19 protein-coding genes and 3 pseudogenes are annotated in these 20,003 nt (G+C 66.4%); 7 read left to right on the top strand and 15 right to left on the bottom strand.

Annotation, left to right across the window (positions count from 1 at the left end; all coding sequences use genetic code 11):
* Nucleotides 1–388: large ribosomal subunit protein uL3 (locus ACRDTL_RS02285; protein WP_431505101.1), on the bottom strand; the 388-nt coding region annotated here is incomplete at its 3' end.
* Nucleotides 389–397: 9 nt separating this feature from the next.
* On the bottom strand, nt 398–703 hold the full coding sequence (gene rpsJ / locus ACRDTL_RS02280; RefSeq protein WP_003883485.1) for a 30S ribosomal protein S10: 306 nt from the start codon (nt 701–703) through the stop codon (nt 398–400).
* A gap of 416 nt (nt 704–1,119) precedes the next feature.
* Here rpsJ and ACRDTL_RS02275 point away from each other — a divergent pair, with 416 nt between their 5' ends.
* A complete protein-coding gene (locus ACRDTL_RS02275) occupies nt 1,120–1,599 on the top strand; it encodes a hotdog fold domain-containing protein (protein ID WP_431505100.1) in 480 nt (159 codons plus the stop codon).
* Nucleotides 1,600–1,602: 3 nt separating this feature from the next.
* On the opposite strand, the gene ACRDTL_RS02270 is transcribed toward ACRDTL_RS02275, so the two are convergent.
* Nucleotides 1,603–3,237: a carboxylesterase/lipase family protein gene (locus ACRDTL_RS02270; RefSeq protein WP_431505099.1), complete on the bottom strand. Its 1,635-nt coding sequence runs from the start codon at nt 3,235–3,237 to the stop codon at nt 1,603–1,605.
* Between the two features lie 94 nt (nt 3,238–3,331).
* On the opposite strand from ACRDTL_RS02270, the gene ACRDTL_RS02265 reads away from it, so the two are divergent.
* Complete coding sequence (locus ACRDTL_RS02265; protein ID WP_431505098.1) at nt 3,332–4,582, top strand: cytochrome P450; 1,251 nt, start codon at nt 3,332–3,334, stop codon at nt 4,580–4,582.
* Here the strand turns inward: ACRDTL_RS02265 and ACRDTL_RS02260 are convergent.
* Nucleotides 4,548–5,213: a TetR/AcrR family transcriptional regulator gene (locus ACRDTL_RS02260; RefSeq protein ID WP_431505097.1), complete on the bottom strand. Its 666-nt coding sequence runs from the start codon at nt 5,211–5,213 to the stop codon at nt 4,548–4,550. The genes ACRDTL_RS02265 and ACRDTL_RS02260 overlap by 35 nt on opposite strands.
* 86 nt (nt 5,214–5,299) lie before the next feature.
* Between ACRDTL_RS02260 and ACRDTL_RS02255 the strand changes: the two are divergent.
* Nucleotides 5,300–6,880 (top strand): annotated as a pseudogene (locus ACRDTL_RS02255) (MFS transporter); the annotation flags it as partial.
* Between the two features lie 17 nt (nt 6,881–6,897).
* Here the strand turns inward: ACRDTL_RS02255 and mftG are convergent.
* The 7 genes from mftG to mftA all read right to left on the bottom strand — a co-directional run bounded on the left by mftG (nt 6,898) and on the right by mftA (nt 13,390).
* The gene (mftG, locus tag ACRDTL_RS02250) at nt 6,898–8,325 is read right to left on the bottom strand and encodes a mycofactocin dehydrogenase MftG (protein ID WP_431505104.1); all 1,428 of its coding nucleotides are present in this window, start codon (nt 8,323–8,325) and stop codon (nt 6,898–6,900) included.
* 11 nt (nt 8,326–8,336) lie between these two features.
* Nucleotides 8,337–9,749 carry a mycofactocin biosynthesis glycosyltransferase MftF gene (gene mftF / locus ACRDTL_RS02245; RefSeq protein ID WP_431505103.1) on the bottom strand — a complete coding sequence of 471 codons (1,413 nt, stop codon included), beginning with the start codon at nt 9,747–9,749 and terminating at the stop codon, nt 8,337–8,339.
* A complete protein-coding gene (mftE, locus tag ACRDTL_RS02240; RefSeq protein ID WP_431505096.1) occupies nt 9,746–10,501 on the bottom strand; it encodes a mycofactocin biosynthesis peptidyl-dipeptidase MftE in 756 nt (251 codons plus the stop codon). Before mftE ends, mftF begins: the two co-directional genes overlap by 4 nt.
* A gap of 141 nt (nt 10,502–10,642) precedes the next feature.
* The gene (gene mftD / locus ACRDTL_RS02235; RefSeq protein WP_431505095.1) at nt 10,643–11,827 is read right to left on the bottom strand and encodes a pre-mycofactocin synthase MftD; all 1,185 of its coding nucleotides are present in this window, start codon (nt 11,825–11,827) and stop codon (nt 10,643–10,645) included.
* A 2-nt stretch (nt 11,828–11,829) separates the two neighbouring features.
* Nucleotides 11,830–12,993, bottom strand: coding sequence for a mycofactocin radical SAM maturase (mftC, locus tag ACRDTL_RS02230; protein ID WP_431505094.1), 1,164 nt, complete (start codon nt 12,991–12,993; stop codon nt 11,830–11,832).
* A complete protein-coding gene (gene mftB, locus ACRDTL_RS02225; protein WP_431505093.1) occupies nt 12,990–13,310 on the bottom strand; it encodes a mycofactocin biosynthesis chaperone MftB in 321 nt (106 codons plus the stop codon). The genes mftC and mftB overlap by 4 nt, the downstream gene beginning before the upstream one ends.
* A complete protein-coding gene (gene mftA, locus ACRDTL_RS02220; RefSeq protein WP_431505092.1) occupies nt 13,295–13,390 on the bottom strand; it encodes a mycofactocin precursor MftA in 96 nt (31 codons plus the stop codon). The genes mftB and mftA overlap by 16 nt, the downstream gene beginning before the upstream one ends.
* Before the next feature lie 114 nt (nt 13,391–13,504).
* On the opposite strand from mftA, the gene mftR reads away from it, so the two are divergent.
* From mftR to ACRDTL_RS02200, 4 genes are all read left to right on the top strand, one after another.
* Entirely contained in the window at nt 13,505–14,101 is a 597-nt protein-coding gene (gene mftR / locus ACRDTL_RS02215) for a mycofactocin system transcriptional regulator (RefSeq protein ID WP_431505091.1), read from the top strand.
* Nucleotides 14,098–15,144 carry a DUF2332 domain-containing protein gene (locus tag ACRDTL_RS02210; protein ID WP_431505090.1) on the top strand — a complete coding sequence of 349 codons (1,047 nt, stop codon included), beginning with the start codon at nt 14,098–14,100 and terminating at the stop codon, nt 15,142–15,144. The genes mftR and ACRDTL_RS02210 overlap by 4 nt, the downstream gene beginning before the upstream one ends.
* A gap of 123 nt (nt 15,145–15,267) precedes the next feature.
* Nucleotides 15,268–15,786, top strand: coding sequence for an RNA polymerase sigma factor (locus ACRDTL_RS02205; RefSeq protein ID WP_431505089.1), 519 nt, complete (start codon nt 15,268–15,270; stop codon nt 15,784–15,786).
* A complete protein-coding gene (locus ACRDTL_RS02200; protein ID WP_431505088.1) occupies nt 15,783–17,069 on the top strand; it encodes a VOC family protein in 1,287 nt (428 codons plus the stop codon). The genes ACRDTL_RS02205 and ACRDTL_RS02200 overlap by 4 nt, the downstream gene beginning before the upstream one ends.
* A gap of 12 nt (nt 17,070–17,081) precedes the next feature.
* Here ACRDTL_RS02200 and ACRDTL_RS02195 read toward each other — a convergent pair whose 3' ends face one another.
* The 4 genes and pseudogenes from ACRDTL_RS02195 to ACRDTL_RS02180 form a co-directional block, all read right to left on the bottom strand.
* The gene (locus ACRDTL_RS02195) at nt 17,082–18,281 is read right to left on the bottom strand and encodes an NAD(P)/FAD-dependent oxidoreductase (RefSeq protein WP_431505102.1); all 1,200 of its coding nucleotides are present in this window, start codon (nt 18,279–18,281) and stop codon (nt 17,082–17,084) included.
* 8 nt (nt 18,282–18,289) lie between these two features.
* Nucleotides 18,290–19,114, bottom strand: a complete 825-nt coding sequence (locus ACRDTL_RS02190) for a mycofactocin-coupled SDR family oxidoreductase (RefSeq protein WP_431505087.1) — start codon at nt 19,112–19,114, stop codon at nt 18,290–18,292.
* 53 nt (nt 19,115–19,167) lie between these two features.
* A pseudogene (locus tag ACRDTL_RS02185) lies at nt 19,168–19,694 on the bottom strand (hypothetical protein).
* A 68-nt stretch (nt 19,695–19,762) separates the two neighbouring features.
* A pseudogene (locus ACRDTL_RS02180) lies at nt 19,763–20,003 on the bottom strand (elongation factor Tu); the annotation flags it as partial.

The raw sequence follows: 20,003 nt of genomic DNA, 5'->3' as shown, positions 1-20,003 counted from the left end.
TACTGGTACCGACCACATCAACCATGGTTCCGGCGGTGAACACGTCAACGGTGAGCTCCTGACCAACCTGGTAATCAGCCGCGTCGGTGGTACGCAGCTCAACCAGATGCCGTCGCGGTGTGACACCCGCAGCAGCGTAGTGCCCAGTCACCGGCTTGGTCACTTTACGCGGATCGATGGCGCCGTAGGCGAGCTGAACGGCGAGGTAACCATCCCGCTCCGGAGTACGGATCCGGGTCACCACACACGGCCCAGCCGCTACCACGGTGACTGGGACAATCCTGTTGCTCTCATCGAAGACCTGAGTCATCCCAAGCTTGGTGCCCAGTATCCCCGTAACAGTCTTGCGAACTACGTTGCCCTGGTGCTCAGAATCAGTCGCTGTCATTTCCCGGCCTTACTGGATGTTGACATCGACGCTGGCCGGCAGGTCGATGCGCATCAGGGCGTCAACGGTCTTCGGTGTCGGGTCGAGGATGTCGATCAATCTCTTGTGGGTACGCATCTCGAAATGCTCCCGCGAGTCCTTGTATTTATGCGGGGACCGGATGACGCAGTACACGTTCTTCTCGGTCGGCAGCGGCACCGGACCCACCACGCTGGCACCGGTGCGGGTGACCGTCTCGACGATCTTGCGCGCCGAGGCGTCAATAGCCTCATGGTCGTAAGCCTTGAGCCTGATGCGGATCTTTTGTCCCGCCACGCTACTGCTACCTCGCTCCTACTCGGGATCCGTGTCCGGACCCGTGTGCTCCGCGCCCCGTCCGCCTGGCCGTTGCGCTGGATGCCGCCGCCGCTGTTTACCTGTCGTGGTCCACCGGCCCCCGCGGTCGGGTGTGTCGCCCGCACGCAGCCTGGTCCGCGACCGAAAATCGTCGCGCTCCAAGGATGGGACCGGACGCGCCCGTCTGGGCGCCGGTCGTATGCCCGGCCAGGCGTTAACCCGGCGCAAGGCAACCTGAACAGTATGCCCCAGATCGGGTTCGCGGCCAAATCCTCCCCGGCCGCCGGGCGGACGCTTGACTCTGCGTCTACCGCGAGAAAGTTCGAGGAGTAGCCGACGCGCTCAGCGCAGACTCAACGCTCCGAACACCTTACTCGGAAGTAAGATAGTTGGTTATGGCGGCTCCGACCAGCACCTACCAGGCCTGGCAGCGGCTATCCGGGCGCCCGGGTGGCAGCCGGCTGTTCTCGGCGGCAGCGATGCTGCGCGTTCCGTACTTCGCCTCGGTGCTGCCGCACGTGGTGCGGATGGAGCCCGGTCTGGCCGAGGTGCGGGTCCCCAAGTGGTTCTTGGTCTACAACCATTTGCATACCGTGCACGCGATCGCGTCCTGCAATGCCGCCGAGGTCGCGATGGGCATGCTGATGGAGGCCACCGTGCCGCGCAGCCATCGCTGGATACCAAAAGGGATGTGCGTCCAGTACCTGGAAAAGGCCACCACGTCGCTGCGAGCGGTGGCCCGACTCGAGCCGCCGGACTTCTCCCGGATCACCGATGGCGTCGAGTTGGTGGTGCCGGTCAGCGTGACCGACCGCACCGGCGCCGAGGTCGTGCACGCCGACATCACGACCTGGGTCACGCCGGCTGCGCAGTAGTGCTCACGACTTGCCCTTCAAGGTTGCCCAGAACGGGCATTGGTGCGACTCCTCGAACGAGGTCGTAAGCCTGCTGCCGTCGGGCCGCAGCGACATCCATGGCGCGTGCTCCCCACCCGCCGCCGGCCACTCGGGTTGACCGGCGGCCTTTGGCGCGCCGTTGGTCACGAACTGGCTCCAGTAGGCGATCATCTGGTTCGACAGTGCCTGCTGGGCCGGGCTGAGCGAGGGGGTACCGCTGAAGTTGAACAGATAGCGCAGCTCCAGTGAGTGGCTGGCGCCGACCGGAAATGGCGCATGCCGCAACGGTTCGGGAGCCGGGGCATGGGGATCGTCGAATTCGTAGGCATAGACCGGTGCGCTGCGGCCCAGCGCGAACGCCATCCGGTCGGTGACACAGGCGAAGACGCCGTCGCTGACGGCGGCGGAGTAGGCCAACGACACGTCGCCGCCGTAGTGCTCGGGTGGATAGTGCGTCAGTACGGTTGGACCGTCGGCGCCGAATATGTCGGCCAGCACGTGGGGATATTCGTCGGGCGTGACCCCCCGGTTCGACCGCATGTAGCGCAACGCCGCGAACATGGTGAACTCGTCATGATTGATGCCGATCAATACCGGCACCCGGGCGGCCTGCCCGGCGATGATCGCCGGGACCGCACCGTCCGGCAGTGCCGGAGTGCCGGCTACCGGGCCGCTCAGAGCGTCGGAGTCGCCGACGCGGGCGTACCAGAGCGGGCGGGCCAACGCCGTAGCCGGTAATGACCGCAGGCATCCGGCGGCGGTGGCCGGATCGTGGCACCCCACCGACGCCGCGTAGTCCACGCTGATGCGCTGGGCGGCCGCCAAGTCGGCCATGGCCTGACACGGCGCACTCTGGATGATCGCCGCGCGGAACAGCCCCGCCGATCCGGGCGCTGCCAGGTGATTGCACACCGACATGCCGCCGGCGGACTCACCGGCGATCGTCACCTTGCTGGGATCGCCGCCGAACGCCGCGATGTTGTCGCGGACCCAGCGCAGCGCGGCTTGCTGATCGGCCAACCCGTAGTTGCCGATGTCAGCGGACGACCCGAGCGACGGGTGGGCGAGGAAGCCCAGCGCGCCCAGCCGGTAGTTGATCGTGACGACGACGATGTGGCCCTTGGCCGCCAGATAGCGCGCGTGATAGATGTCGCCGCTGCCATTAACGAAGCCGCCGCCGTGCATCCACACCATCACCGCGAGCTTCTCGCCGGCCCGCCCGACGGGCGGCGTCCACACGTTGAGCGTCAGGCAGTCGTCGCTGGTCGGTTTGGTTGTCCGTGAGTTGTGTGGGGTTTCCTGAGTGCATTGCGGCCCCGGTTTGCTGGCGTCCAACGTGCCCGACCACGGCGACGCCGGCTGCGGCGGCTGCCAGCGCAGCGATCCGACCGGCGGGGCTGCGTACGGGATGCCTTGAAACAGCCGGTAATCCGCGGCTACCGAACCGCGCAGCGGTCCCATCGACGTACGGACCATCGCGGCATCCAGCGGGCCGGCATAGGGCGGCTCGGACTTCCGTGGTGGCGCACTGCCGACCTGGCCGCAGCCCGCCACCACGATCGCTGCGGCCAGCACGACGGCCCACGCTTGTCGACGACGAGACGATCGGATCGGCACGAAACTCCAGCCTACGGATCAGCGAAACCACTCCCGGGATATTCGACGATCAGGGACACTGAAAAAATTGACACACGTCAAACTGAGGAGGCCGATGAGCACCCCGATCATTGACGAGGCCGCACAGGTATTCGCCGACCCGACGGCCTACGCCGACGAGCCGCGGCTGCACGCGGCGCTGACGCATCTGCGCGCAAATGCGCCGGTGTCGCTGGTCGACTGCCCCCCGTACCGACCGTTTTGGGCGATCACCAAGCACGCCGACATCATGGACGTCGAACGGGACAACATCCTGTGGATCAACGAGCCGCGGCCACTGCTCCAGACGGCGGAGAATGACGACATTGCGTGCGCTCAGCTGGAAGCCGGAATGGGGCTGCGCACCCTGATCCACCTGGACGACCCGCAACATCGGGTGGTACGCGCCATCGGCGCGGACTGGTTTCGTCCAAAGGCCATGCGGGCGCTGAAGGTTCGCGTCGACGAATTGGCCAAGATCTACGTCGACAAGATGATGGCGGTCGGCCCCGAATGCGACTTCGTGCAGGAGGTCGCGGTCAACTACCCGCTCTACGTGATCATGTCGCTGCTGGGCCTACCGGAATCGGACTTTCCGCGGATGCTGCGGCTCACCCAGGAACTCTTCGGTGGCGACGACGAGGAGTTCAAACGCGGCAACACCCCCGAAGAACAACTGCAGGTTCTGCTCGACTTCTTCGGTTACTTCAGTGCGCTCACTGCGTCGCGGCGCGAGCACCCGACCGAGGATCTGGCTTCGGCGATCGCCAACGCCCGCATCAACGGCGAACCGCTGTCGGATGTCGAAACGGCCTCCTACTACGTGATCATCGCCACCGCCGGCCACGACACCACCAGCGCGACGATCGCCGGTGGCCTGCAGGCGCTGATCGAAAATCCCGACCAGCGAAAACGCCTGCAAAACGACCTGGATCTGATGCCGCTGGCCACCGAGGAGATGATCCGCTGGGTCACCCCGGTCAAGGAGTTCATGCGCACCGCCACCGCAGACACCGCGGTGCGCGGGGTTCCGATCGCCAAGGGTGAATCGGTGTATATGTCCTACGTCTCCGCCAACCGCGACGAGGAAGTGTTCGACGACCCGTTCCGTTTCGATGTCGGCCGGGATCCCAACAAACACCTGTCATTTGGGTACGGCGTGCACTTCTGTCTGGGTGCTGCGCTGGCCCGCATGGAGGTGAGCAGCTTTTTCGCCGAACTGCTGCCGCGGCTGAAATCCATCGAGTGCAGTGGCGAGCCGGAGCTCATCTCAACGATCTTCGTCGGAGGGCTCAAGCACCTGCCGATTCGGTATTCGTTGCGCTGATTTGATTTCGCTGCCGCTGTACATGAAGGAAGCCGTCGACGGCAGCACGGGCACATTCGCGGTAGTCGAAATCGGGCAGGGTGGACAGCCGGCCCAGTACCAGCGGGCCGATCAGCATGGCGATCGCCCGGGAACGGTCGATCTCACCCAACTCGGCGGCCTCCGCGCTATCGAAAATGGCATCGAACGGCGCCGCGTACTGCTGGGCGATACGTTCCCGCAGGGTGGTGATCGCCTCGCTGTCGGCACCATGGGGCTGACGAGCTTCTGGCAACTGCTCTAGATCGCCGCCCAGGGCCATCCACGACATCGCCGTCAGCATGCCCGGAGCCTCCGCTATCAAATCGGCCTCATCCTGCACCAATGCGATGAGCCGGTCGCGCAGCGAGCCCTCCGCCGGCGGCATGGGCGCCGGCGGGATCAGGCTGTTGAAAGCCGCTGCCAGCAAATCGTTTCCGCTGGGAAAGTGGCGATACAAGGTGGCGCGGGCCACATTGGCCCCACGAGTGACCGCATCGACGGTGACCGCTTTCGGGCCGCCTGAGCGCAGCAGCGCAGTGGCGGCCTCGAGCAGGCGGGCCCGCGAGCGCGCCGGCCGGGGATCGGTACTACCGCCGGTGATCGGTACCACCTCCCGTTTAAGAACGAGACTATCGGTCTACCTACGAGACTATTAGTCTCGAAAGCACCTTCATCGCCGAAGAGAGGCGCGCCACGATGGTCGATACCTTCACCCGGCCTGATCAGCGTACCGATGCGACGGCCATCGGCGGTACCACCCGGGCCCGAATCTGGACACTGGCCGTGGCGTGCATGGGCGTGTCGCTGGTGATCGCGTCGATGGTCGCACTGAACACCGCACTGGGCGATATCGCCGTAGCTACCGCGGCGACCCAGGCGCAACTGACCTGGGTGGTCGACGGTTACACGCTGGTACTCGCATGTCTGCTGTTACCGGCCGGGGCCATCGGTGACCGCTATGGCCGCCGCGGAGCCCTGCTCATCGGCCTGGCAATCTTCGCGCTCGCCTCAGTGGCGCCGACGATATTCGACACCCCCCTGCAGATCATCGTGGCCCGGGCCGTGGCGGGTGCCGGTGCCGCCTTCATCATGCCCGCCACCCTGTCACTTTTGACCGCCGCCTACTCAAGCGACCAGCGCACCAAGGCGGTGGGAATCTGGGCCGGCGTGGCAGGCTCCGGGGGCGTTATCGGGATGCTCGGATCCGGACTACTCCTGCATTTCTGGTCGTGGCAGTCGATCTTCTGGTCCTTCGCAGGTGGTGCGGCGCTGATCTTCGTGCTGGCATGCACGATGTCGTCCTCACGCGACGACGAGGCCACCCCGCTGGACTGGGTGGGAGCGGCTTTAATCGGCGGCGCCGTCGCGGTTTTCGTACTCGGTGTGGTCGAAGCACCCGCGCTGGGATGGAGCGACCCGCTGGTCTATGGATCGCTGGGTGCAGGCGTGGCGCTGGCGGCGATCTTCGGATTCGTCGAGGTGCGACGTCGCCATCCCCTGCTCGACGTCCGATTGTTCCGCAGACCGGACTTCGCCACCGGAGCCGCGACGATCACCGTCTTCTTCATGGCGATGTTCGGCTTCTTCTTCGTGATGATGCAGTACGTCCAACTGGTGATGGGCTACAGCCCAATCCAGACCGCGATCGCGTTCAGCCCGCTGATGCTGCCAATGCTGACGCTGTCCGTGTTGTCCGGCTGGTACCTGCCACGGCTTGGCCTGCGGCTGGTGATCCTCCCCGGCCTACTGCTGATATCGGTCGGCTTCCTCTGGATGCGCGCCCTCGACTTGAATTCACCGTACTGGGATATGGTGTGGCCGTTGCTGGTCATCAGCACCGGGATCGGATTCTGCACGGCGCCAACGACATCAGCCATCATGGCGGCTGTGCCGGACGAGAAACAAGGCGTTGCCTCGGCGGTCAATGACACCACGCGCGAACTGGGTGCGGCCCTCGGCATCGCCCTGGCGGGCTCGATCCTGGCGGCAGGGTACGGCCACCTCGTCACACCCCACCTGGCCGCCTTTCCCGAACCGCTTCGCGGCCCGGTCTCACATTCGTTGGCTCAGGCACTGAACATCTCCAAACACATTGGGCCGCAGAGAAGCCAGCTCGTTGACCTCAGCCGGACCGCATTCCTGCAGGCGATGCAGTCCTCATTTCTGGTGCTTGCGGTCATCATCGCCGTCGCTGCCCTGCTCATCGCCGCCTGGGCGCCGGGCCGCGACGGGCAGCAGTTGCGCCCGGTACGCCGACTCCTGTCCAGCCGGCGCGGGCGCCACCGCAGCTGAGCTCACTCGACGAACTCCGCAGCGCGGTGTCCGAGCATCACGATCGTGGCGTGCGGCCCCCGGCTGGTGATCGTCGGCAGCACCGAACCGTCAATCACCCACAGGCCGTCGATACCGAGCACTCGGCACCGCTGATCGACCACGGCGCCCGGGTTGCGCTCATTGCCCATCGGTGCGCTGCCGCATAAGTGCTGCGACGTCGCCCAGGTAGGTTCACCGACTTGCCCGACCAGTTCTCGGGCAAGTTCACTTCCTTGCCGCAGCGCGGCAATGTCGTCGGGCTCACTGTCGTAACGGTGCTCGATACGCGGCTGCACATCCGGGTCGGCGGACACCAGCGTGATACGCCCCCGCGACCGCGGCTGCATGAGTGCCACGCCGATATGCGGCCAATCCGGATGCCCTACGGTACCGTCACCGACCATTGCCACGAAACCACCAGTGTACGGCCGTATCTCGATGTCGTCAGAAGTGCTCAGCAGTACCTCGATTACCGGCCGACCAGCTGCAGTCACCCAGTTGGTCGGCAATACCCATTCCGGATGGTCGCTGCACGCCATTCCGACCGGCAACGGCGCCACCACATCCACCCCGACGGCGTTCAGCATGACCTCATCACCGATACCGGAAAGCATCAACAGATGTGCTGATTCGATCGCACCGGCGCACAATATGATTCGATCAGCCGCAGCGGAAACCGGACCGCCCGGCCCAATCGCATCCACTCCGGCCGCGCGTCCGCCGGAAAACCGTAACCGCACCGCCCGGGTCTGCGTCAGCAGGGAAAGGTTGGGGCGCCCCAGGGCCGGTATCAGGTAGCCGCTGCCCGGCCCGGTGCGTACGCCGTCGACGATGTTCAGCGGCACCGCACCCACACCGGACGGCATCGCAGGCCCGACGTCGTTGAGGTCATCGATCCAGGAAAATCCAGCCTGCTGCGCGGCATCCACGAATAATGCCGTGCTGCCGTTGATTTCGGTTGTCCGGCGTACCGGAATCGGACCGCTGCGGCCGTGGGCCGGCCCAGTGAAATCCAGGTCCGTCTCGATAGCACGAAAGTGACCGACGACGTCCGACCACGCCCAACCGGGTAGCGCGTACCCGTCGAAGTCGCGTGGCAGGCCGCGACAGAAGTAACCGCCGTTGACGGCGCCGGAACCGCCGACCGTGGCGCCGCGCATGATCGCCGTCCGACGCGCCGGGCGCTCGGTGAGTTGCGTCTGGTAGCGCAGCACCAGTGGACTCGCGGCGCCGATCGGAAGCTGCAGCCCATTAGCGGTCAGAGCCAGTAACGCCGCGTCGGCGAGACTCACACCGGCTTCCAACACCGTCACCGCACAGCTGGGATCGGCGGAAAGCCGTTCGGCTACCACCGATCCGGCGCTTCCCGCACCGATGATCAGCACATCACTGCGCAGGGCGGCGGTGATCAACTGGCCGGTCAGACTCGGATCTGCGGCTTGAGCGGTCGGATATTCCGTTCGCGCACCACTCCGTACCACAACCCGAGTCCGTAGGCCAGGTCGTCGAGGCGCTTGAGCAGCAGGTAGGTCACCAGTCCTATCCGTCTGGAATCGTCATCGTCGGTTCCGCCGCGGTTGAGCCAGTCGACCACGCCGTCGACGACGGCAGCTATCACCACGACGCGGCGACAGTGCTGGGACATGATCGCCGCGACCAATGCGAGCGGCCAGTAATGCCGGCAGATCGCCGATGCCAGTTGCAGTGCCGCCGACCACAGTCCCCGGATAGTGACCACCAGGACATCCGCGATCCGGGTCTCGGTGCCCCGTATCGACCTGGCCATCCGCCGGCCGGTCAGTGTGGCGATCAGCAGCGACGCCATATATCCCAGCCCGGACCCGACGGCCATCAACACCCAGGCCGCCAGCGCCCAACCGGAGATGAGCAGCGGCGCTGTCTTGTCCGGGTGACGCGCCGATAGCGGCGCCGCTGAGCCACCGTAAAACGCTTTGCGCACAAACCAATCCCGCAAATCGGTGCGATGGTCGTGGGCGACCAGCGCTATCGGCTCATACCGCAGCCTGGCACCCGCTTCGACGAGCCGCCAGCAAAGATCGACATCCTCGCCAGCGCGCAGCGTTTCGTCGAATCCGCCAACCGCGCACAGCGCGGACCGGCGACAAACGATCGCCGCACTGGGGACATACGACACGGTCGTATAGGGAATGACCGGCGCTTCCTGGTGCCCGAGGTCCAGCGACGAGCGCACCGCCTCGTACCGCTCCACCAGATTGTCGCTTTGTGTCAGGCCGACGATGCGCGGCGCGACCAGCGCGACGGTTGGGTCACAGAAGTGACCGAGCAGGGCTTCCAGCCAGCCGCGCCGCGGGACCACGTCGGAGTCCATAAAAGCGACGAAATCGGTTGTGCACACCCCGAACCCAGTATTGCGAGCCGCGGCCGGACCTCTAGCGTGAGAGTGGCGCAGCACTTCAACATCACAGTGCATATCGGAAACGTCCTCGCGCTTAAGAGGTTCCGACGAACCGTCATCAACGACGATGACTCGAAGCCCGCGCAACGCGGAGACTAACCGACAGACACCAGAAGCGTTGTCCCGCACCGGGATCACCACGGTGACATCTCGATGCGACGGCCCACCAGCCGGTCGGGGGTGTGCAACCGTCGCATCCAGCAGGGTCCGCGCCAGCTGTGCGCTGACGGCGTCGTGAACCTTTAGGCGGCCGTCGGCCAGCATGTCCTGTGCGGCCGGCGCCAGCCGCAGCAGCCGGGTCGGAGACCCACCCAGCAGCGCGGAGCCCTGGCCGAGCACCCGGACCCGTCGGTCGACTTGGACAGCAAACCCGTCGGGCAACCGGGTCGCGGTCATCTCAGCATCCCGTCGGCGCCCGGTGCCCACCGCGCCACCCGGCGCAGGCACCGTTCCACCATTTCTGCGAGCATTCGCTGGCCGTCGGCTGCGGTTGCCGTGGTCGGATCTCCCAGCACGCCCACCTCGCTGACCGCGGCCACTCCCCCGGCACGCATCGCCGGCAGCAGGGCGGACAGTGGCGCACCGTTACCCGCACACCACCGGTCGGCGCGCACCTCGGCAGGCGAAATATGCAGCAGTAGCGAGGTTTCGGTGTGGCCGGCGTGTGCATCGGCACCGGACGCGGTGCAGGCACACCAAGCGGCGTCGCGGCCCTCCGATCGCAGCAGGGCCACCGCACGGCCCAGGGCGGTGATATTGCCGCCGTGGCCGTTGACGAAGATCAGCCGCGGTGCCCAACAGGTGGCCGACCTGCCGTACTCCACCAGCAGCGTGGCCAGGGCCTCGGTGCCGATGGAGACCGTCCCGGGAAAGCTCTGGTGCTCGCCGCTGTCGCCGTATCCGATGGCCGGTGCCACCAGCCACTGCCACCCACTGCCGCACGCCGGCGCGTCGGCGAGGCGTGCCACGATCCCGCGGGCGACCGCGGTCGCGATCCGGGTGTCGGTGTCCAGCGGCAGGTGAGGCCCGTGCTGTTCGGTGGATCCCACCGGGATGATCACAGCGGTCGACGTGCCTTGTAGGTCACTCGACGGCGAGCTGCCGAGTTCCCCGAGGACCGCCACCCGCCGATCGTAAGACGAATTCACCTGGCGTGCATCGGTTGTTGGTTGTCTGGTGGAATTTCTTTTGGTAGCTTGCGATTGTTTCGCCACGCTCTTCCGCCCAGCAACGTCCGCCACCGGCGTATCAGGCTTCCCTCTGGTGGCGATGTGGTGCGACTGCATTCCTCAGGTCGGGGACACCCCGAGTGTGCGAGCAAACCCGGGCGGCACCACGACGTCGTCCGGACCGAGGTCGTGCACCGACGCGCGCCCGAGGCCCATCAGCGCCGAATCGATACCGCCGCGAAGTACGTCGAGTACGTTCTCCACGCCCGCTTGCCCGGCGGCCGCCAGGCCCCACAGGTATGCGCGGCCGATCATCACCGCCCGCGCTCCCAATGCCAGCGCCTTGACGACGTCGCCGCCGCGCCGGACGCCACCGTCCAGCAACACCTCGATCTGGTCGCCGACCGCGTCGACGACGGCGGGCAGCGCACGGATCGTGGCCGGCGTTCCGTCCAGGTTGTTGCCGCCATGGTTAGACACCGAGATGGCCGAAACACCGGCATCCACAGCCTTTTTCGCGTCATCGACGCGCATCACGCCTTTGAGCATGAACGGGCCCCCCCACAGCTCCCGCAGCCAGGCGATGTCCTCCCAGGTGGCCGGTGGTGTAGCCATCCACTCGCCATAGGCGGCGAAGAACGGCGGCCCAGGTTCGCCGCGGCGCGCCTGGTTGGGCACCCGCAGGTTCGGTGGGCGCAGCGTCTTGCCGAAGTTCCACAGCCAGCCCGGCCGGGTGATCGCCTGCGGCGACAACCGCAAGATGGTCCGTAGGTTCATCTGTTCGGGGATCTTGGGGCTGCCCCAGTCCCGCCCGTGTGCGAATGTCCAGTCGGTGGTGACGATGAGGCCGACCGCACCGGCCTGGCGCGCCCGTTCGACCCGCGCGGCGATCGCGTCGCGCCCGCCCAGCCAGTACACCTGGAAGAACAGCTTGTCGTTTGCGGCGATGACCTCCTCGATGGGCTTGCTGGCGAATGACGACAACCCCATCGCGGTGCCGCGTGCGGCGGCTGCCCGCGCGACCGCAACCTCACCGTCCGGGTGGACCGCCTGCACGCCGGTCGGCGAGATGATCACTGGCAGCGAAATATCCTGCCCCATCACCGTTGTCGAGAGTTCACGCTTCTGGACCGCACCGACCACATGCGGTGCGAAGCCGAGCTCGCTGAAGGCCGCCACGTTGTCGGCGACGCTGATGCCTTTTTCGCTGGCGGCGAGCAGAGCGGCGTAGACCGACTTCGGCAGCCGTCGCTTCGCCCGTTGTTGTGCGATGGCGACCGTCTCGAACCAGGTGTCGCGGGCCATGGTTAAACGGGGCTTTCGTTGCAGGGTCGTTTGGACAATATGAGGGGCACCGGTCCGCTGCTGCGCCGGCCGTGGGAGTGGTCACCGGCCGGACGCGGCTTGTGGCGTTCACTGGTGAGCGCCGGCGCGCCATGGCCTTGCACGCATTCCGGATCCGGGCCGTCGATCGGCAGACCGGTGAAGAACTTGGCCGCCATGCAGCCGCCCCGGCAGCTGTCGTAGTGGCCGCAGCTGCCGCAGGCACCGGCCGACTGTGGCTCGCGCAGCTCACGAAACAGCGGGGCGTTCTTCCAGATGTTGTCAAACCCGCCGCCGGACAACACGTTTCCAGCGAGGAATCGATCATGGATGGCGAATGGGCAGGCGTAGACATCGCCCACCGGGTCGATCAGGCAGACCACCCGTCCGGCTCCGCACATGTTCAGGCCGGCCAGCGCGCCCGGTTCGCCGAGCCCCGAGAGGTGGAAGAAGGAGTCGCCGGTCAGCACTCGCTCTCCCTTGGCGACTAGCCAGTCGTAGAGCTGAATCTGTTGCCCCGCGGTCGGGTGCAGATCATCCCAGACTTCGGCGCCGCGACCGGATGGTCGCAACCGGGTGATGCGCAGGGTGGCACCGTAACTGCTGGCCAGCGCGGCGAATTCATCGAGCTGGTCGACGTTGTGCCGGGTCACCACCACCGAGATCTTGGCGTCTTTGAACCCTGCGTCCGCCAGATTCTGCAGCGCACGTGTCGCCATGGCGTACGACCCGGGACCGCGCACGGCGTCGTTGACGTCGGCCGTCGCGCCGTCCAACGAGATCTGGACGTCGACGTAATCGCTGGCGGTCAACCGGGCGGCCACCTGCGGGTTTATCCGCACGCCGTTGGTAGAGAATTTCACGCCGACGTGGTGGGCGGTGGCGTAGTCCACCAGCTCCCAAAAGTCGGACCGCACAGTCGGTTCGCCGCCGCCGATATTCACGTAGAACACCTGCATGCGTTCCAGCTCGTCGATGATGTCCTTGCAAGCCCGGGTGGACAGCTCGCGCGGATCGCGTTTGCCCGACGACGACAAACAGTGCACGCACGCCAGGTTGCAGGCATACGTCAACTCCCAGGTCAGGCAGATCGGTGCGTCGAGCCCGTGCTCGAACTGCTCGATGAGGCGAGGTACGACCGCGGTCATTGGTTCGCTTCCGTTGCTTCCCTGGGCACCAGCATGTTCGAGCCGGCCAGTACACCCAACGCGTGCAGATACTGCGGCTCCGCTGCGTCATCGACTCCGGCGGCGCGACAGGCGGCCCGCACGTCGGGATGATCGCCCAGCGACTGGACGACGGTGACAATGGTGCGGTTCTTCAGGAACGACAACTTGCGGGTGCCGAAGTGATACAGCAACGCGCCGAACGGTTCGGGTCGCACAGCCACCTGCGGATGTAACCGCCACCCGGCATCGGGGTCGAAGATCTGCGCAGCAGTCGGCACGGTCAGTAGACCCCGCACATGCCGTCGATGGACACCTCTTCCACCAGGATCTCGGTAACGAGCTCGGCTTCGGTGTCGATCTGCTGGTTTTGCTCCATGAGGTTTGCCTTTCGTCGTCAGTGCTCGACAATGTGCGTCGAGCCGGTCAGAATGTTCGTCAGAATATGGCATCGAGTGCCAGAACGGAAGAGGGCCCCTGGAAAGGTGGTGCCATGTTGCAGCACGCGCGGGTGGGCCGGCGCCGCTCGACGACACCGCACCACATCACCGACGTGGCGCTCGAATTGTTCGCCGCACGCGGGTTCACACAGGTGAGCGTCGACGACGTCGCTCACGCGGCCGGGATCGCGCGCCGTAGTCTGTTCCGCTACTACGCCTCGAAGAACGCAATTCCCTGGGGCGACTTCGACGCCCACCTGCAGCACCTACGGGAGCTGCTCGACAACGTGGACCCACAGGTGCCGTTGGGTGCAGCGCTGCGGGCAGCGCTGTTGGCGTTCAACACCTTCGGCGAGTCGGAAACCGCGCGGCACCGGCTGCGTATGCGGGTGATCCTGCAAACCGCGGAGTTGCAGGCGTATTCGATGACGATGTATGCCGGCTGGCGCGAGGTCATCGCCGAATTCGTGGCACGCCGGTCCGGCGCCGAACCCACTGACCTGGCGCCGCAGACCGTTGCGTGGATGATGCTCGGTGTCGCGCTGAGCGCCTACGAGCACTGGCTGGACGACGAATCCGTATCGCTGAGGCAGGCGCTTGGGGACGCATTCGACGTCGTCGGGGCCGGGCTGGGCGACCCGGACCGGTGAGTGGCGACCGCTTGCTGCGGTCCCTGCGGCTGCAGGGGCGGGCGTGTGCCGAGCTCGGCTCCCCGATGTACGGTGACCTGCTCGGCCAACTGGCCGGCGACGTCGACGCCGGCGGCGTCTTCGCCGATATCCTGTCGGGCCACCAAGACGCGCCCGCACGGTTGGCGGTGCCGCTGCGACTGCTCGGCGGCCTGCACCGGCTGGTTCTCGACGGGCGCGCGCCATCGCTACGCCGCTGGTATCCGAGCACCGGTGGTAGCTGGAACGCCGAGGCGGCCTGGCCGGATATCGCACTGGCCGCCGCCGACCATGCCGAGGCGCTCCGCACCGCCCTCGGCCAGCCGCCGCAGACCAACGAAGTAGGCCGGTCCGCGGCACTGATCGGCGGTCTGCTGATCTTGTCACGCCGATTCGGTTTGCCGATAAGGCTTTTCGAGATCGGGTGCAGCGCCGGGCTCAACCTGCGCGCCGACTGCTACCGATACCGCCATCCCGGTGGGCAGTGGGGCCCGGCCGACTCGCCGGTGATCATCGACGACGCCTGGCGTGGCCGGCTGCCGCCGGCCGCTACCCCGCGGATCGTGGAGCGGCACGGCTACGACATCGCCCCGGTCGATGCCACCACCCGCGACGGGGAGTTGACGCTGCTGAGCTACGTCTGGGCCGATATGACCGCCCGGCTGGATCGGCTGCGCGGCGCGATCCGGGTGGCTCGCGACGTCGCGGCGCCACTGCACCGCAGCAGTGCCGCCGAGGCTGTCGCCGGCCTGGCCGTCGCGGAGGGCGCGCTGACCGTGCTGTGGCATTCGATCACCAGGCAATACCTCTCCGCCGAGGAACAGGCGGCCGTGGCGGCCGGGATCGATGCACTGGCAACCGGCGCGCACGCCGGCGCACCGTTCGCCCATCTGATGCTGGAGCCGCAACGGCGAGCACCCGATGCCGCGGTGGAGTTCGTGGTGCGGGCCCGCAGCTGGCCGGACGGCGACGACGAGCTGCTGGCCGACTGTACGCCGTTCGGGGTGCCGGTGACGTGGACCTAACGTCGTCCCCCGCGAGCGTGCGCGTCCCAGTGGCGTGCGGAAAAACTCCGGGTTGGCGCACGCTCGCGACGAAAAAATGACCACACGCGTCGGAGTTCGCGCCGCCAGCGCGACGATAGAGGTGTGAGCGCCGAACCGGACCCGACGGATGCTCCGCGCACACTGCTGGCGCTGTACGACCAGGCGCTGCCGGTTGTGTACGGGTATTTCATTCGCCGCTGCGGCGATCGCGGAACAGCCGAGGACCTGACGTCGGAAACATTTCTGGCGGCGATGGACGCCGCCCGGAAGACCGAGCCGCCGCCGATCGCGCTGCCGTGGCTACTCGGCGTGGCCCGGCACAAGCTCGCCGACCACTACCGGCGCCGACACCACCGATTCACGGTGCCGGTCGCCGAGCTACCCGAGCCGGTCGACGAGGGTGAGGACTGGGACGCCGAATTGGATCGCATCGTCGCCGAAACCGTGCTGGCGCGGTTGTCCGAGCCGCACCGCACGGTGCTGGCGCTGCGGTATATGGACGACTGCTCGGTGCCCGAGTGTGCCGAGCTGATCGGACGCACGGTGCATGCCACCGAGGCGCTGCTGGTCCGGGCCCGGCGGGCCTTCAAAGCGCACTACACGGAAGGAGGCACGTCATGAGTCGGCGCAGTGACCCGCTGGACGTGCTGCACACCGATGACCTTCCGGTGCAGCCCGACCCGGGATTCGCCGCGCAACTGCGTCGACGCCTGGAATCGGCATTGTCCTTGCCTGCTGGAACCGAAGGAGTTGTGATGACTGGTGTTGCCGCTGCGCTTTCCGAGCTGACCGAGCCATCCGCGAACGCCGGTACCGCCGCTTCGCGCGCCGCGGCGCTGCCGTATCTGTGCGTCGCCGATGCGCGACGGGCCATCGATTGGTACGCCGACGCGTTCGACGCCATCGTGGTCGGGGACCCAATCGTGATGGATGACGGGCGAATTGGGCATGCCGAGCTGGCGATCGCCGGCGGTGTGTTGTACCTGGCCGATGAATACCCCGAACTTGGGCTGAAAGCCCCTGCTGCTGGCGCGGTCTCGGTGAGCCTGATGTTGCACGTCGCCGACACCGACGCGGCGCTACGGCAGGCCGGTGAGCACGGCGCCACGATCGAGCGCGAACCCTACGAGAACTACGGTGCACGCAACGCGACGATCATCGATCCGTTCGGCCACCGCTGGATGCTCAGCGGACCGACGAAGACAGCCGTCGCGCACATTCAGCACGGCGATATCGGCTACGTGTCGGTGTGGAGTCCCGACGCCGACTGCGCCGCTGCCTTCTACGGACATGTGCTCGGCTGGACCTACGATTCCGAGTCGCACCGGGTGACGAATACCGAACTGCCGACGGGAATTTACAGCGTCGACGGAGATCCCACGTTGTTGTGCTGCTACGCCGTCACCGATGTGCAGGCCGCCCGGCGCGCCATCGCCCAGGCAGGCGGCACACCGGGTGAGGTGCGCCAGTCCGACTACGGCACGATCATGGACGCGACCGACTCACAGGGCGTCGCATTTTCGGTCTACGAGCCACCTGCCGGCCGGAAACGGCCGGAGCTCAACGGATCCGGCCCCGGCGAGCTGTCCTACGTCACCTACGAAGTGCCGGACTCTGCGCTTTTCCGCGATTTCTACGGCCCAGTGCTGCACTGGACCTTCGAGCTGGGCCACATCCACGACGGCTGGCAGGTGACCGCCGCCCATCCGATGGCCGGCGTCGCCGGCGGCAGCGCCCGCCCGATCACGGTTCCGATGTGGACGGTCGCCGACATCGATGCCGCCGTCTCCCGGGTTCGCGAGGCCGGCGGCACCGTGCTGGCCGAGCCGGCCCGTCAGCCATACGGAATCACCGCGGAGTGCACCGACGATCAGGGCGGCCGCTTCTATCTGGGTCAGCTCTAGGGTCGTTGTCGGTCAGCCCAATACCTCCGAGATTGCTGCTCCGGCAGCAATTTTGGCCCGGGCCTTCATGACTTTGGCGGGCATGCCGCCGCCGACGACACCGACCACCACGCCGTCGCGTTCGTAGTACGCGAGGAACTTGCGGCCGTCGTCCGCGACCAGGTGCACGGTGTCGGTGGCATGTGGCTCACCCAGGCACTGGATCTTGACGTCGTACTGGTCGCTCCAGAAGTATGGGACGATGACGTTCGGCGGCACGTCACCGCCGAGCAGCGCGGGCACCACGACGCGCGCTTGCTCGGCAACATTGCTCCAATGCTCCACTCGCACTTGGTGTCCCATCGGGTTACGCCAGGATGCGACGTCACCGAGCGCCCACACGTTGGGCGCGCTGGTACGTCCGGCGGCATCGCAGATCACGCCGTTGTCGACTTCGATGCCGCTGCCGTCAAGCCAATCGGTCGCAGGCCGTGACCCGATCCCGACCACCACCAGGTCGGCGGCCACCTCGGCGCCGTCGGTCAGCACGACGGTCTCGACATGCCGGTGTCCGCGCACCTCCGCCACCCCGACCCCGGTACGCACGTCGACACCCTCAGCGCGGTGCAGCCGCGCCACCAGCTCACCGATCTGCACGCCGAGCACGGACGCCAGCGGCGTCGGCTGCGGCTCGACCAGCATCACGTCCACGCCCAAACCGCGCAGGCTTGCCGCAACTTCGCAGCCGATGAAGCCGGCGCCCACGACGACGGCGCGGCGGGCAGCAGCTGCGTGGTGGCGCAGCGCGAGGCTCTCGTCAACCGAACGCAGCAGCCGGATGCCCTCCAGGTCGGGGAACGCCGGAATGCGCCGCGGCACCAGCCCGGTCGCGATGACCAACTGGTCGTAGCCGAGCGCGGAGCCGTCGTCGAGCGTTATCGTTTGCGCCGCGGTGTCCAGGCTGGTGGCCGCAGATCCCAGCCGCAGCGTGATGTTGTGCTCGTCGTAGAACTCGCGTGGCTTGAGAGTCACGTCGTCGACCTCGCTACGCAGCATCTCCTTGGACAGCGGCGGCCGGTCGTAGGGCAAATGCACCTCGTCGCTGAGGATGGTCAGCGAGCCGGTGTAACCCGCTTTGCGCAGTTGTTCAGCGGTCCGGGCAGCCGCCAGCCCCCCGCCGACGATCACGACTCCGTTGTCTTCGCTATTCCCCACGTCGACTTCATACACGATGGCTGCGGTCAGTACTTCAAGGCGCCCTTGTCGACCGGGATCTGCGCGCCCGACAACGTCCCGGAACCGTCGCCGGCCAGCCAGGCCACCACATCGGCCACCTCGTCGGGCGACATGAACCCCCTGGGCTGCAACGGCATTGGCGGGAAGCTGTGCACATAATGAGGATACTGGGCAAACAGCTTCATCATCGTGTCGTCGTCGATCATCGGGGAGTCCACCGAATACGGGTGGATCGAATTGACCCGGATACCGAATTCACCCAGCTCCAGCGCCAGCGTGTTGGTCAGACCGACCAGACCGTACTTGGACGCCGCATAGTGTCCATTGCCCGGTGTTGCCTTCAGCCCGGCCGCTGAACTCACCACGATGATCGAGCCGCCCTTGCCGGCCTCGATCATCGCCGGGATTGCGGCGCGCAATGTGCGCCAGGTGCCCGTCAGGTTGGTGTCGATGACGGTGTTCCACTGCTCGTCGGACAGTTCCCACAGCCTGCCCCAGTTCAGCACACCGGCATTAGCCACCACGATATCGAGCCGACCGAATTGCTCCGCGCCGTCGGCGACCAACTGACGCAGCGCCGCGTCGTCGCGGACATCTGCCTCCCGAGCCAGCACCTTGCGGCCCTCAGCCTCGACGGCACGCACGGTCTCGGCGAGGTCCTCCGGAGTCGCCGCGCGGTAGGTGAGGATGTCGGACGCCGGCGCGCAGATGTCCAGCGCGATGATGTCGGCGCCCTCCCGCGCCAGCCGCACGGCGTGCGAACGACCCTGACCACGGGCAGCACCCGTGACGAATGCCACCCGTCCTTGCAATGTTCCCGACACAGACACCTCTTTTCGCCGACTGCCGACCAGGCTAGCAGCGAAACTGAAACGTGTTCTAGTCAGATCTCGGCGATGATCTCTGCGCGCTTGCTGGCGTACTCCTGGTCGGTTACCGCGCCGGAACGGCGCAGTGCCTCCAACTCCTGCAGCAGCACCGGATTTGTGCTCAAGCCGCAAGTCGTGTTGTCCTCTTCCAGGGTGAACTGCGCAGGCACCAGACCATTGACCAAAGCGCTTCGCTCCCAGTCGATTCGGTATTTCTCCGTCGCGGGATCGCCCAACACCACCAGCTTGCGCGCGGTGATGTTGCCAAGTCTGGTGACGCTGGCGATGACCCGGTGATCTGCGCCAGCGCCAGAACTCCGCTTTCTTCGAGCGTGGCGGACAGGGCTGCCGATTTCGCGCCGGAGTTGGCCAGCGCCAGCGCAATCAGCACGTCGGCCGCGGTGACCAACAGGCCGACGTAGAACATCCACTTCAGCAGGTTTTCCTGCCCGGTGGCGAAGTACACGGCCAGAAAGATCGGTCCGACCAGCCCGCCGCACAGCAACACGAACAACTGCGATTTCAGATAGCGCCACAACATGTGCGGGATAGTAGCGCCCAACGTGAAGCGGCGCTCACTCTTTCGGATGAGCGCCGCTCGCGCAGAAACTACTTGACGATCTTGGTGACTCGGCCGGCGCCGACGGTGCGTCCGCCCTCGCGGATCGCGAAGCGCAGACCCTCGTCCATGGCGACGGGCTGGATCAGCTTCACCGAGATGTCGGTGTTGTCACCGGGCATCACCATCTCGGTGCCCTCCGGCAGCGTCACCACACCGGTCACGTCGGTGGTGCGGAAGTAGAACTGCGGACGGTAGTTGTTGAAGAACGGCGTGTGCCGGCCGCCCTCG

It is taken from the genome of Mycobacterium sp. (genome assembly GCF_050700595.1).
Classification (GTDB): domain Bacteria; phylum Actinomycetota; class Actinomycetes; order Mycobacteriales; family Mycobacteriaceae; genus Mycobacterium.
This window is presented reverse-complemented; position numbering and strand designations above follow the sequence as displayed.